At 48.6% G+C, this 13971-nt stretch carries 10 protein-coding genes and 2 pseudogenes; 7 read left to right on the top strand and 5 right to left on the bottom strand.

Going from position 1 to position 13971, the window contains the following annotated elements; genetic code table 11:
- The first annotated feature begins 2821 nt into the window (after positions 1–2821).
- From FDX11_RS08950 to FDX11_RS08920, 7 genes and pseudogenes are all read left to right on the top strand, one after another.
- Complete coding sequence (locus FDX11_RS08950) at positions 2822–5233, top strand: DMSO/selenate family reductase complex A subunit (protein WP_137397765.1); 2412 nt, start codon at positions 2822–2824, stop codon at positions 5231–5233.
- 13 nt (positions 5234–5246) lie between these two features.
- Positions 5247–5873: pseudogene (locus tag FDX11_RS08945) on the top strand (DMSO/selenate family reductase complex B subunit).
- The gene (locus FDX11_RS08940) at positions 5866–6642 is read left to right on the top strand and encodes a DmsC/YnfH family molybdoenzyme membrane anchor subunit (protein ID WP_130078229.1); all 777 of its coding nucleotides are present in this window, start codon (positions 5866–5868) and stop codon (positions 6640–6642) included. The pseudogene FDX11_RS08945 and the gene FDX11_RS08940 overlap by 8 nt, the downstream one beginning before the upstream one ends.
- Before the next feature lie 56 nt (positions 6643–6698).
- Positions 6699–7292 carry a molecular chaperone gene (locus FDX11_RS08935; protein ID WP_137397764.1) on the top strand — a complete coding sequence of 198 codons (594 nt, stop codon included), beginning with the start codon at positions 6699–6701 and terminating at the stop codon, positions 7290–7292.
- Positions 7292–7831: a 4Fe-4S dicluster domain-containing protein gene (locus FDX11_RS08930; protein ID WP_047660976.1), complete on the top strand. Its 540-nt coding sequence runs from the start codon at positions 7292–7294 to the stop codon at positions 7829–7831. The genes FDX11_RS08935 and FDX11_RS08930 overlap by 1 nt, the downstream gene beginning before the upstream one ends.
- Positions 7832–8333: 502 nt before the next feature.
- Entirely contained in the window at positions 8334–8663 is a 330-nt protein-coding gene (locus FDX11_RS25405) for a transposase (RefSeq protein ID WP_234400792.1), read from the top strand.
- Positions 8664–8791: 128 nt separating this feature from the next.
- A pseudogene (locus tag FDX11_RS08920) lies at positions 8792–9001 on the top strand (IS3 family transposase); the annotation flags it as partial.
- Positions 9002–9240: 239 nt separating this feature from the next.
- Here FDX11_RS08920 and arsC read toward each other — a convergent pair.
- From arsC to arsR, 5 genes are read right to left on the bottom strand one after another with little or no spacing between them, the layout of a single operon-like run.
- A complete protein-coding gene (arsC, locus tag FDX11_RS08910; RefSeq protein ID WP_047660537.1) occupies positions 9241–9666 on the bottom strand; it encodes a glutaredoxin-dependent arsenate reductase in 426 nt (141 codons plus the stop codon).
- A 12-nt stretch (positions 9667–9678) separates the two neighbouring features.
- Positions 9679–10968, bottom strand: coding sequence for an arsenite efflux transporter membrane subunit ArsB (arsB, locus tag FDX11_RS08905; RefSeq protein ID WP_047660535.1), 1290 nt, complete (start codon positions 10966–10968; stop codon positions 9679–9681).
- Positions 10969–11015: 47 nt separating this feature from the next.
- Positions 11016–12767 carry an arsenite efflux transporter ATPase subunit ArsA gene (gene arsA / locus FDX11_RS08900; protein ID WP_130078226.1) on the bottom strand — a complete coding sequence of 584 codons (1752 nt, stop codon included), beginning with the start codon at positions 12765–12767 and terminating at the stop codon, positions 11016–11018.
- Between the two features lie 16 nt (positions 12768–12783).
- Positions 12784–13146: an arsenite efflux transporter metallochaperone ArsD gene (gene arsD, locus FDX11_RS08895; protein ID WP_047660533.1), complete on the bottom strand. Its 363-nt coding sequence runs from the start codon at positions 13144–13146 to the stop codon at positions 12784–12786.
- Between the two features lie 47 nt (positions 13147–13193).
- Entirely contained in the window at positions 13194–13544 is a 351-nt protein-coding gene (gene arsR / locus FDX11_RS08890; protein WP_047660532.1) for an As(III)-sensing metalloregulatory transcriptional repressor ArsR, read from the bottom strand.
- Positions 13545–13971 lie beyond the last annotated feature (427 nt).

Below are 13971 nucleotides of genomic sequence, written 5' to 3'. Positions count from 1 at the left end.
AGGTGTCTGTTAAACCCGTGGCGATTCAAGCGAGTAAATTTCAGGGCTATCGTTGTGATACAAAGTGGGATACAGTCTGTGATACAAGACAACGCAAACGCTACAGATGCCTGACGTATGGTTGATTTTTCCTGACTTATCGGCCTGGTTTAATCCGCAGAGCTGAAAGACATTTTTAGCCAGATCAATACCCAGAAATACGATATTCAGGGTGATTCTCCTGCTAAACACATTTCGTACAGTTAACCGCAGAGGGAGGAGGTAGCCCATCCCATTAACTGGAAGTTCAGATACGGCGGCGTGGAGGCTTCTGATATTAAAAAGATCAAGGATCTTGAGGACGTAAATTTTGTTCCGTTTGTTATACAATGTTGAAAGTGATTAATTGGTTATAAACTCCACGGATTAAGTATTTAGTTGGCGTTAACATTCTCTTGGGACTTCAGGGTAGAGGACAGAATATAAGATAAAAAAAACCATTCCTCACGGGGTAGGAATGGTCAAATAGTAGTATCCTGGTTCTTAATACATCAGGGTACAGGAATGATAATGCCAGTTGTCACAATTCAAACGGTCAATAAGACGTTTGAATATACCCCATTTTTGTTAAGTAACGTTCAATTAATGCTTGGGCATATGGTATGCTCTTGAGTGAAGCTAGGATGAAATTACTTAACGATTGAACTTGCTAAATGAATCCAAGCCAAACAGCAGATGGTTGTTTTGTTTTCAGGTGTCGGTAGTAATGATACCACCAGTTGTACAGTAAATGGCCTTACATGTCTTACATCACTTTTAGTCTCTAGGCTTAAACGGGAAGGGGGTTACCTAGTTTACTAATCATACAGAATGTTTATGGTAACTACTTCATTAGACTGTATGATGCAAACATCAGTAACAGTAGTATAGGAGGAGTCACCGATTAAAATGGTTGACTATTGTATGGATACAAATAGTTACAATCCCCAGAAATATTAACTGATAAAGATATAGCAGTATCAGGTATAGTCATTCAGATAGTAATAAACTGATTATTTGTGAATGGATGTACTATCAACTCATTTAGTCTATTTTCTAATTGTATTTATCACAAAAAAATCACAAAACAAAGTAGGGCTCAGTATTCAAAATACCTTACCTTTGCGATTGCAAACCTCCAGTAAGAAAAATAAATTACAAATAAAAGTATCATACGATGGTAAGTATCATTTGTTTTTCTGTAAGTTAATTAGAAAAACTAGCGAACTAGTCTACATATAGTAAAACACACTGACATAGGCGACAACAATGCTAGGGATAGTTGCTATTGGAATAAAATGACAAATTTCATCATGTTACAAATATATTAATATTTTTTTTCATTGCTCGGTCATATGATGAAATATAATAATATGATATAAAATATTTTGATTCTATATAAAAATTAATTTTGTACATTAATGCAAGGGTATTACGTATTAATTTTTCTAATGCATTAAGATTGATTTCAACCCTGTTAATTTTTATTGCTACGTTAAAGATTGCTATCATATTATGGTGGTATCGTTTCCGGTAATATATTTCCTGTAAATGAGGCATCTCTTGAAAATATAAAGCCAGTACTTGTCGTATAATTAAAACTCATATTTTTTGTTTTTTTTGAGCTGGGTATTTTATTTCGTAAAAGAAGGCTGTTTTTTGTTTATATATCTGAATATTTCTTCATGTTTTTACTCGGGTGATAAAAATCAATAACTAAGGTATACTTCAAAAAACGAACCCTGGTATCATCTAATATAAATTCATCCAGAGCTAGTTTGTATCCCCGGGCATGAAGTTTTCTGATGGTTTGAAACAGGGAATCATCTGGGGTTTCAAGAGGTTATGACATCATTTTATCATTCTGGAGACGATTGATGAGACTACTGATAATTATTTGATAAAGTATATTGATAAATGAGTTATTAGCAACGTTTCTGAAAAGTAGCTCATATGAGACTGTGTGCATTTTTATCAAAAATAGGTTATCTGCCAAAAAATGAATAAACCTCTTGTCCTTAAAAATAAAAAAATGAGTAAAAACAATATCATAATTGCAATCCATTCGCATTAATAAATTAGATTATTAAAAATGACAAACATCATAGTTTTTTATCAAAAAAAACCGGGAGTATGCGACATCATTCTTCCCGGTAAATAAACAGTGTAACTTGCTGTATTCTGACTTCCTTGTGGGACTGCAGTATATATTTTTAATATTAATTGAAAATGATCTGTATCATAAATTATTTTGATTCCCGGGAGGCAGGTATAAAGAAATTTTGTCCTGATGGGTATTTCCCGCACTGTCCTGTCCTAATTGTAGGAGAAATCCAAATAGGTTGTAAACTACAAAAAAAGCCCCAAGAGTGGGGGGGTATGAATCAAACCTTTTTTGTATATTTGGGCGTATTTAGCTTTTCTTTACCATCATAGAATGGTCATGCCACAATAGCTACCTGAAAAAAGTGTGTTTTTAGCAAAATAGGGCAAATGCACTATTTTATAATATTTTTTTGTGCAATTTAATATTGCATTGTAATTAATATAGTTGTTGTCATCAATACATTGCCTGTCAACCATGCGAAAGAGTTGTTGCGCTGCTACGTCACCCTCTCTGTAAGCTAATTTTTACCCCACTGATGGTGCGCTTTTATTAATCACGTCACTTCACAGTTTCTAATTCATTAGATTTATAAATATATATACCTTGATCATAATCAATCTGTGAAAATCTTATGTAAATTAAGGTCCTCCTTGGATGCAATGAGGGTACTTATAATGAAAAAAAAGACTAAATGAGATTTTAAATATACAAATCTCACGGCGGGAGACTGTCACGACAGCAGCAAAAATTGGTTCTGCCGTTGTATTAAGCAACGCGATTTCTGTGCCATTTTCATCAAGTGCGCTGGCGGCGCCGGAAGCAGCCACTATAAACAATGGTGAAACCGTGCGCCATAGTGCCTGCCTGGTTAACTGCGGCAGTCGCTGCGCGCTGAAGGTGATCGTTAAAGATGATCGCATCGTGCGTATCGAACCCGAAGACGCGATTGATGATACGGTATTTGGCCAACACCAGATTCGCCCCTGCTTACGTGGGCGATCCAATCGCTGGCGCGTGTACAGTCCGGATCGCATTAAATATCCCATGAAGCGGGTCGGTAAACGTGGCGAAGGCAAATTCAAGCGTATTAGCTGGGAAGAAGCCACCGCGTTTATTGCGGCGGAACTTCAACGCGTAACCGAAAAATATGGCCGCGAAGCCATTTATTACAACTATCAGTCCGGGGCCTATTATCACACCCAGGGAATGCCCGCCTGGAAATGTCTGTTAAATCTCACCGGCGGCTATCTCAATTACCATAACACTTACTCCACCGCGCAAATTGCCAGCGCCACTCCGTATACCCACGGTAAATACGTCGGCAGCCATTTCTCGCAAATCGCCCATTCCGATCTGGTGGTGTTTTTCGGGATGAATCTGTCGGAAACGCGCATGTCGGGCGGTGCCCAGGTGGAAGAGCTGCGCCGGGCGCTGGAAGCATCAAAAGCCAGGGTGGTGATTATCGATCCGCGCTATACCGACTCAGTGGTCACCGAGCATGCCGAATGGTTGCCGATCCGCCCTACCACCGACGCCGCGCTGGTGGCCGGTCTGGCCCATACGCTGATTAGCGAAAAGCTGATTGACGAAGCGCTGGTCAATCAATACTGCGTCGGTTTTGACCGCTCCACACTGCCGGAAAACGCGGCGCCTAACGCCAGCTATAAAGACTACGTGATGGGCACCGGCGACGACGGCATTGAGAAAACGCCGGAATGGGCGGCGCAGATCACCGGTATCCCGGCAACGCGTATAAAACAGCTGGCGCGGGAAATCGCAGCGGCGTGCGCCTGCTATATTGGTCAGGGATGGGGCCCGCAGCGTCATGCTAACGGCGAACAAACGGTACGCGCTATCCAGACGCTACCCGCAATCACCGGCCATTTTGGATTGCCGGGCACCAATAACGGCAACTGGCCTTATGGCACCCCATACGGCGTGCCGCTGCTGCCTACCGGCACCAACCCGGTTAAAGCATCGATCCCCTGCTATCTGTGGACCGATGCGATCCTCAATCCGGAAAAAATGACCGCCACCACCATGGGCGTGAAAGGAGTCGAGAAGCTCAACGTCGGCATTAAGCTGTTTTTCAATCAGGCCGGTAACGCGCTGCTGAACCAGCACGGTGACATCAACCGTACCCGTAAAATCCTCGTCGATGAATCGCTGTGCGAAACCATCATCGTGATTGAAAACCATATGACGCCGAGCGCTAAATACGCCGATCTACTGCTGCCGGAAACCAGCTATCTGGAAGCGGAAGATCTGGTGGACAGCTCCTATGCGGCGGGTTCCCACAACTATATGATCGCCCTGCAAAAAACCATCGCGCCGATGTGGGAAGTGCGCAGCACCTATGACATCTGCGCCGATATCGCCGGGCATCTGGGGCTGCGCGAGCAGTACACCGAAGGGCGCACCCAGGCTCAGTGGGCGGAATATCACTATCAGCAAATACGCGAGAAACGCCCGTATCTGCCAGAATGGTCGGTCGCCAAAAACAAAGGGATCATCGACCAGAAAATCGCCACCGAACGCCAGAGCATTGCGTTTATCGATTTCCGCGAAGATGCCGTAGCTCATCCGCTGGAGACGCCGTCCGGCAAGATCGAAATTTACTCCCAGGCGCTGGCGGACCTGGCGCAGAAATGGACCCTGCCGGAAGGCGATCGCATCCCGGCGGTACCGGAGTTCTGCGTGGTGAAAGAGTCGCATCTGAATAAAGAACTGACGGCGAAATACCCGCTACAGCTCAGCGGTTTCCACACCAAAGGCCATACCCACTCTACCTACACCAACGTGCTGGCTCTGCATGAAGCGGTACCGGATGAGGTATGGCTTAACCCGATTGATGCCCGTGCGCGGCAGCTCGCTTCCGGCGATATCGTGCACGTGTTCAACGATCGCGGCGTGGTGGAGATCCCCTGTAAGGTGACCAACCGCATTCTGCCAGGCGTGGCGGCGATGCCGCAGGGCGCGTGGACACGTCTTAACAATGAAGGTGTTGATGTCGGCGGTTGTATTAACTCGTTGACCAGCCATCTGCCATCGCCGCTGGCGAAAGGTAACCCGCAGCACACCAACCTGGTTGAGATTAAACGCGCTTAAGGAGTGAATAAAAATGAAACAGTATGGCTTTTACGTTGACTCCTCGCGCTGCTCGGGCTGTAAAACCTGCCAGGTGAGCTGTAAGGACAACAAAGATTTAGATGTGGGACCGAAGCTGCGCCGGGTGTATGAATACGGCGGCGGCAGTTGGGTGCAGGAAGGTGATAGCTGGCACAACGACACCTTCAGCTACTAACTGTCGATTGCATGTAATCATTGCGATCAACCCACCTGCGTAGCGGGCTGCCCGACCGGGGCGATGCACAAGCGCGAGGAAGACGGGCTGGTTCTGGTGGACGATTCCCTCTGCGTGGGCTGCCGCTACTGTGAAATGCGCTGCCCGTATGGTGCGCCGCAGTTTGATGCCAAAGCGAAAGTGATGCGCAAATGCGACGGTTGTCTGGATCGGCTGGAAGAGAATCTGCGTCCGATTTGTGTGGATTCCTGCCCGCAGCGCGCGCTGGATTTTGGGCCGATCGATGAACTGCGCCAGAAGTACGGTGTGGAGAACCAAATCGCCCCTCTGCCATCTGCCAACTTTACCCATCCCAATCTGGTGGTGAAACCGCATCCGAAAGCGCGGCCAACCGGCGATACGGAAGGCGCGATTCAGAATTTACGGGAGGTGCGTCATGCATGAGTTACCGCTGGTTTTCTTTACGGTTCTGACGCAGAGCGCGGTTGGCGCGTTCACTGTGCTGCTGATCGGCAACGCGATGGGCCATATTGAGCCGCGCCGTCTGACAATAGGCCTGTTCGCTGCGGTATGCCTGTTTGGTCTGGGCGTGGTGATGGGTATTTTCCATGTTGGGCAGCCACTACGCGCCATGAATATGCTGTTCCGCGTCGGGTCTTCGCCGATGAGCAACGAAATCGCGCTCTCGGCGGTTTTTGGTACCATCGCAGGCATCGCAGCGCTGGGATTGCTGCTGGATCGCGGGGCGCGTAAGCTGTTTATCGCGCTGGCCTGGGTTGCGGCGGCGGTTGGCGTGGTGTTTGTTTTCGCTATTCCGCGCATATACCACTTGCCGACGGTGACCACCTGGAGTTCGTCCTGGACCACCGTCGTTATGCTGCTGACACCGCTGATCGGCGGAGGGGCGCTGGCGGCTGCGCTGGGCGTGTGCCGTCTGGGGCTGATAGTCAGCATCGTCGGGATTATCGTCAGTTTCTGTCTGCGGCCAGGCTACCTGTCCACCATCCTGCTGGCCGATGCCCCGCTGGCAGCGGCGCAGTCTGACTGGTTTACCGCCCAGACTGTACTGCTGGCGGCTGGCACGTTGGGTGCGCTGGTGTATATCCGCGCCAGAAGCGGCCAGACGCTGCTGTTCGCCAGCGCTGTTGTGGTGATTGCTGCCGAACTGATTGGCCGTATCGCGTTTTACAATCTCTGGACGTTGCCGATGTAACGCTCTGTCGGGTGGGTTTCGGCCTGCCCGATCGCCGTATTAAGAAGGAATGATGTATGTCTTCTGCCGCTATACTGCCGCGTATTCTTGGCGCGCTGTTTTATTATTCGCCACAACGTCCTGAAGTTAAGGCGCTGATTGAATGCCTGCCAACCCTGCCGTCGCTGTATGCCTGGCGCGATCTGCACACCATCACTCAACTGTGTGAAGCCAGGCCCATGGATGCTGATGAAGAACTCGGCTGGCAATATTCAGTGCTGTTCGAAGGTCAGGGGGAAATGGTCGCGCCGCCCTGGGGCTCGGTCTATCTGGAAAAAGATAACCTGCTGATGGGCGAAACCACGGCCCGCTACCGCGGATTTTTACGCAGTCACGGTCTGGCGTTTGATGGCCAACAACAGGAGCCGGAAGATCAGTTTGGTCTGATGCTGCTGGCCAGTTCCGCATTTATCGAACGTGATAATCCCCGAGCCGCCACGGCGTTGCTGGAACAGTTCCTGCTGCCCTGGGCACCGCGCTATCTTGAATGCCTGCAACATAACCACGTCAGCCCGTTTTACGCCCGGCTGGCGCAGGTAGCCGAACTCTATTTGCAGGACGTTAAACAGCAACAGGGGCTTAACCCAGTAGAAGCACGGATTTTCTTCTGATGAATAAAACCGAACGCTATTACCAGCAATATATGTCTCATCGCCACGTCAGTCGTCGAGGGTTGTTTCGGGCGTTTGTGACAGCATCACGTAACGTTACGCCGCCGCCAGCCGCTTTGCCACCGTGGCCGCTGCCGCCCGGCGCGGTGACCATCGCGCAATTTTTTGCCCGCTGCGATAAATGTCAGCAGTGCGTTCAGACTTGCCCGATGGGTGTATTGGTTCCCCATCAGGAGGGGTTCCCGCGATTGGCTATTGAATACGCCAGCTGTGATGGCTGCGCGGCGTGCATTCAGACGTGCCCGACGGGAGCATTACAGCCGCAGCCGTGCTTCGACACCCGGCTTCGTCCAGTTTTTACTGATGCCTGCATTCACAGCTCCCGGGGATGCGATCGCTGTGTGGAAGTTTGCCCACAACGGGCCTGTACTATTGACGAATCCAGCCTGCCGAAGGTCGATGCTGGCCGCTGTAACGGCTGTGGTGAGTGTCTGGTCCAGTGCGACCGTTATGCAGTGATGCTGCATCCGGTGGTATAACCCCTGCCAGCCAGAGCCTTTTTCACAGGAAGTACATACAGCGCACTTATAAAGGTGATACAACTTGTACGGGGGAATTACCGTGTTCATTCGAAGCTCCCGACGCCTCTCTCACACATCGAAGGAACCGGAACGTATGCTACCGCATTAACACACTATTTTATTAAAAATGAGATTTATGTTGTCGAAGTTAACAGGCCAGAACGCTCAAAACACAGGCTTGAAGGGAAGTCAGATCCACTGGATGCAGAAAATGCAGTGCGGTGCGAGTGAATCTCTCAGGATTATTAGTATTGCCCGACGTAGTACAGTAAAAGCCCACACTCAGGCGATTAATCAGCTTCGTGCGCTGCTGGTCAGTGCCCCGTAGGATGTTCGTGACAACCTCTGTATATCGAAACTGCACGAATGCGTAGCCTCCTGCATTAGCTGAGAAGTTTCAAAGTACTCTCCATTGCGTATAGCTTTCTACAGCACGCTTTGAAGCCTTGCGAAACGATGAATGGCCCTGACTGAAGAGATGAATGAACTGGATGAATCATTGGATAAACTGACCCGTAAATATACCAGTAATCTTCGTAGTCAGTTTGGTGTAGGTCCACAGGCGACAGCCATACTGCTGGCCATTGCAGATGCTCACCCCGAACGTTTAAAAAATGAAGCGGTCCCGGCATCGCTCATTGGCGTAAATTCACTACCAGCATCACCAGGAAAAACAGTCAGGCATAGATTAAACCGTGGAGGCTCACGTGAAGCAAAAAATGCTCTGTGGACAATAGCCCTTGTGCGTATGCGTAGTGATCCGCGCACCAGAATCTATGTTGACAGATGAACTGGTGAAGGACTATCGACTAAAGAGATCCTGAGATGCCTCAAACGCTACATCGTCCGAGAACTCTACTTATTGATTTTATCGGATCCAGCCTATGCCCAATAGCCCGCTCTTGACATATGAGCGTCAATAGTCCAAAGGAACGCTTCTTCCGAAGTCTGAAGAATGACTGGGTGCCAGTAACGGATTACGTAAGCTTCAGCTATGCAGCCCACGCAATAACGGACTATATCGTTGGATATTATGGCATACTCAGACAGCACGAATATAACAGTGAGTTGCCACAAAACGAATCAGAAAATAGATACTGGAAAAAATCTAATGCAGTGGTCAGTTTTAGTTGGGCACTGCACATCGAGCCGTGGGCATGGGTTGTTAATAACAGCCTGGCGGCAGCTGAACCGTCTTCACTATTCCTGAAGACCAGGGCGAACCGCGAGCAGCCTCTCATCTCTGATGTGGAAGAGCAGTATGCAAAGCGTATTGCATTAACAGCGCTACAGAGCGAAGAGCCGGTTGGTATTTGCTGGAAGAAATGACGAAATAAAGATGAAGGGGGCAAATGCCCCCTTCATCTTTATTTCAGTCTTTTAACTGCATCATTAACGACTTTTTCACCATCTTCTTTGGTGAAAGCCGTTTTCTGGGCATCTGGAAGGATATCCAGAACCACCTCCGAAGGACGGCAAAGTTTAGTTCCCAGTGGCGTCACTACAATCGGACGGTTAATCAGAATCGGATGTTTCAGCATAAAGTCGATTAGCTGGTCGTCAGTAAATTTATCTTCTGCAAGACCCAGTTCCTCATACGGGTCGACGTTCTTACGTAGCAAAGCCCGAACGGAAATGCCCATATCTGCAATGAGTTTGACCAGCTCATCGCGTGACGGTGGATTTTCAAGGTAATGAATAACGGTCGGTTCATTACCGCTGTTGCGGATCATCTCCAGCGTATTACGCGACGTGCCGCAGGCCGGATTGTGATAAATAGTGATGTTGCTCATATCTGTATCTCATTACAAAGTGAAAGAGAGACGTAGCGCCAGCGCGGTCAGCGTTACAAACAGCACAGGCAGAGTCATGATGATCCCGGTGCGGAAATAATATCCCCAGGTGATGGTCATGTTCTTCTGTGAAAGTACATGCAGCCAGAGCAGCGTTGCCAGGCTACCAATAGGTGTAATTTTCGGGCCCAGATCGCAGCCAATCACGTTGGCGTAGATCATCGCCTCTTTAATAACGCCAGTTGCAGTGCTTCCATCGATAGAAAGAGCGCCAACCAGCACGGTAGGCATGTTGTTCATGATGGAAGACAGGAAAGCCGTCAGGAAGCCAGTACCCAGCGTCGCAGTCCAGAGTCCTTTATCCGCCAGTACGTTCAGCACACCTGAAAGGTATTCGGTTAGCCCTGCGTTGCGCAGACCGTAGACCACCAGGTACATCCCCAATGAGAAGATGACGATCTGCCAGGGTGCCCCACGCAGCACTTTACCGGTGTTAATGGCATGGCCGCGTTTTGCCACCGCAAACAGAATGATGGCCCCTGCCGCCGCAATCGCGCTGACCGGGATACCCAACGGCTCCAAGACGAAAAAGCCAACCAGCAGAAGAATTAAAACTATCCAGCCGGTTCTGAAGGTTGCCAGATCTTTAATCGCCTTTGCGGGTGCTTTCAGGAGAGCCAGGTCGTAAGTCGGCGGAATATCTTTGCGGAAGAAAAGATGCAGCATAACAAGAGTGGCAGCAATGGCTGCAATATCCACCGACACCATTACCGATGCATATTCGGTGAATCCCAGACCAAAGAAGTCCGCCGAGACGATATTCACCAGGTTCGACACGATAAGCGGCAGGCTGGCTGTATCGGCAATAAACCCGGCAGCCATGACAAATGCCAGAGTAGTACCTTTACTGAAACCTAATGCAAGCAGCATGGCGATGACAATTGGAGTAAGAATCAATGCCGCACCATCGTTGGCAAACAGTGCCGCTACCGCTGCACCGAGCAGAACGATATACGTAAAGAGCAAACGGCCACGACCTTTACCCCAGCGCGAAACATGCAATGCCGCCCATTCGAAAAAGCCTGATTCATCAAGCAGCAGGCTGATAATAATCACGGCAATAAATGTTGCCGTCGCGTTCCAGACGATATTCCACACCACCGGAATATCGCCCACATGCACAACACCAGATATCAGAGCCAGTCCAGCGCCCAGCATTGCACTCCAGCCAATCCCTAATCCCTTTGGTTGCCAGATAACCAAAACAATGGTCAGGACAAAAATAGCGCCTGCCAGTAACATAAAACCTCCTGACAGGGCGACTTTGTCGCCCTGTATATGCCAAAAAATTAACTCATCAATTCTCTGAGCTTTTCAATACCGGTGGGCTCTGACGCCAGCACCGGAACAAGCGCTATACGGTCAGCGTGTTGATTATTAACAGCCTCAATCTGAGGCAGTTCCTGATGAGCACGCTGGCAAAGCAACGAAGAACGCGTATCCGCAATGGAAAAGCTGTCATTGATAATCCAGCCCCACGGATGAATCCCCGCTCTTTCAAGGTCAGCCTGCAGGTTTGCCGCTTCCTGCACTGGTGTGGTTTCAGGAAGCGTAACAAGCAGAACTTTGGTTCTATCCGGATCCTGAAGCTGCATCATTGGGGTAGTAAAATGACCTTTACTCCCCATTTTTTTGGCAATCTCCCGGTGGTAAGCCCCGGTCGCATCCAGCAGCAATAGCGTGTGTCCCGTAGGGGCGGTATCCATGACAACAAACCGTTTACCCGCTTCACGAATCACCCTGGAAAAAGCCTGAAACACGGCAATTTCTTCAGTACAGGGAGAGCGTAAATCCTCCTCCAGTAGCCGTTTCCCTGCTTCGTCCAGATCTCTTCCCTTCGTCTCAAGAACATGCTGGCGATAGCGTTCGGTTTCATCGTGAGGGTTGATGCGGCTGACCTGCAGGTTTTTGAGGCTGCCGTTCAGCGTTGTACTCAGGTGTGCAGCAGGATCAGAGGTCGTGAGATGCACGTCAAATCCCATGTCCGCCAGCCTTACGGCGATGGCAGCAGCCATCGTGGTTTTCCCTACGCCACCTTTGCCCATCAGCATAATCAGGCCGTGTTCACTGCGGGCGATATCATTGACCAGGCCAGAGAGCGATAAGTTTTCAGGTGTGTACTGGATGTTCGTTACCGGGAGCGGTAATGCCTCAGAACGGGTATCCAGCAGTCCCTTTAAGGCTGAAACACCAACCATATTGACTGGCTGTAGTGATAGGGTATCTGTCAGTAGCTCAGATAAACCGGCAGGAAGATTTGCCAGTGCCTCCTGCTCACGTTGCCATATCGCAGCGGCCAGGGCGTCATGTTCAGCTTCGGTTTTAGGTAGCACACCATTAATAACCAGGTACTGGTTTTTCAGGCCAATTGCAGCCAGTTCTTCATGGGTGCGGGCGACTTCCTGCAGCGTAGATTTTTGCAGTCTTGCAACCAGAACCAGGCGGGTACGTTCAGGATCGGATAACGCCTCTACTGCATTAGCATACTGCTCATGCTGCTTTTCCAGCCCGACCATTGGGCCAAGACAGGAAGCACCATCTGGATTATTTTCAATGAAGCTACTCCAGGCACCGGGAAGCTGGAGAAGGCGAATCGTGTGGCCCGTCGGCGCTGTATCAAAAATGATGTGATCGAAGCGGGTCAGAAGGGAAGCGTCTGTCAATAAGCCGGTGAACTCATCAAACGCCGCAATTTCAGTGGTACAGGCTCCTGAAAGTTGCTCGCTGATACTGTTAACAACGTCATCAGGCAGAAGACCTTTGACAGGATCAACGATTCTGGAGCGGTATTGTTGGGCGGCTTCCTGCGGGTCAATCTCCAGAGCGGAAAGTCCAGGAACTGCCGTCACAGGGCGAATGGTGTTACCGATAGCCTGGTCGAATACCTGTCCGACATTCGAGGCAGGATCGGTACTGACCAGCAAAACCCGTTTACCCTGTTCGGCAAGGCGGATAGCCGTCGCGCAGGAAATGGAGGTTTTTCCTACGCCTCCCTTACCGGTAAAAAACAGATAAGGCGGGATGTTCTGTAAGAATTTCATATGTCCTCCTGACATATCAGCAACAGGAAGTATTACCACCACAGCAACTGGTGGGAGCTAACCCTACCCTCTCCAGCGGTATACCAAACCAGCGAGCTATCTCAGCACGTTTTGGGTACCGCCCTGCCATCACCGTTTCGCCATCCAACAGCAGTAGCGGAAGCCCTTCTGCTCCAGATGCTTCCAGGAATGCTTTCGCTTTCTCGTTCTGAACAAAGCTCATAGGCTGCTGTGCCAGATTGTAACGTTCAACCTGTACGCCACGTCCTTTCAGCCACTGCACATCTGCAGAGAAATCAACCAGAACCTGATCGACATCTGAACCACATACGCCGGTACTGCAGCACATTGCCGGGTCAAACACCGTTAACGTTTTCATTCCAAATACCTCACATTCGAAAAATCATATGTGTTCAGGCAAATTTTTTAGATGCAAACAGTCTTACCGCTACCAGAGCAGTTTGCCGATGCCAACTTACGGGCGATGGCCTGTACGTCGTCCTGTTGGCTTAACCAGGCCTGCTCAATCACCTGAGCGGCCCAGGAAGGAATATGCGGGGATAAGCGGTAGTGAACCCACTTGCCCTGTTTGCGATCCTGCAATAATCCACTTTCACGTAGCATTGCCAGATGACGGGAGATCTTGGGCTGCGACTGATCCAACGCCGTGCAAAGATCGCACACGCATAGCTCTCCCATCTCCCTGAGCAGCAACACGATGCTCAGACGGGTTTCATCGGAGAGGTTTTTGAAGAGTTGTAAAGAAGTGAGAGACATCAAACCTCCAGAGTATTTACCTACAGGATACTCGGTATGAACCAAAATTCAACTAATATACGGAAAATCATATGTGTTTTTTTTCAAACAGAGTCGATCGCACCAAAAATTTGTGCTTAGGATAGTATTAAATTACATTCTGTGCTAATAATAACTTTATTGATAATTGAAAAACTTAGTGGACCATCAATAATTACCTTTCAGGCAGGGAAAAATCCTTTTCTACTATTCGAAACACCCATTCCTACGAATTCAGTATATTTTAGATTTTCCTTTAGTAACGGAGATGGTTCTTCATTTTAAAGAACTATTATCTGTCCTAATGTAGTTTCGTTTCCTGGACATAAATAGAAACGTTCTTTGATGCTTTTATCTAAAATTTCTTCATCTTCATTATCCACTAAATGCTTTGGTTATTTATAATTAA

Source organism: Citrobacter sp. wls714, from assembly GCF_005281025.1.
GTDB classification, from domain to species: domain Bacteria; phylum Pseudomonadota; class Gammaproteobacteria; order Enterobacterales; family Enterobacteriaceae; genus Citrobacter; species Citrobacter werkmanii.
This window is presented reverse-complemented; position numbering and strand designations above follow the sequence as displayed.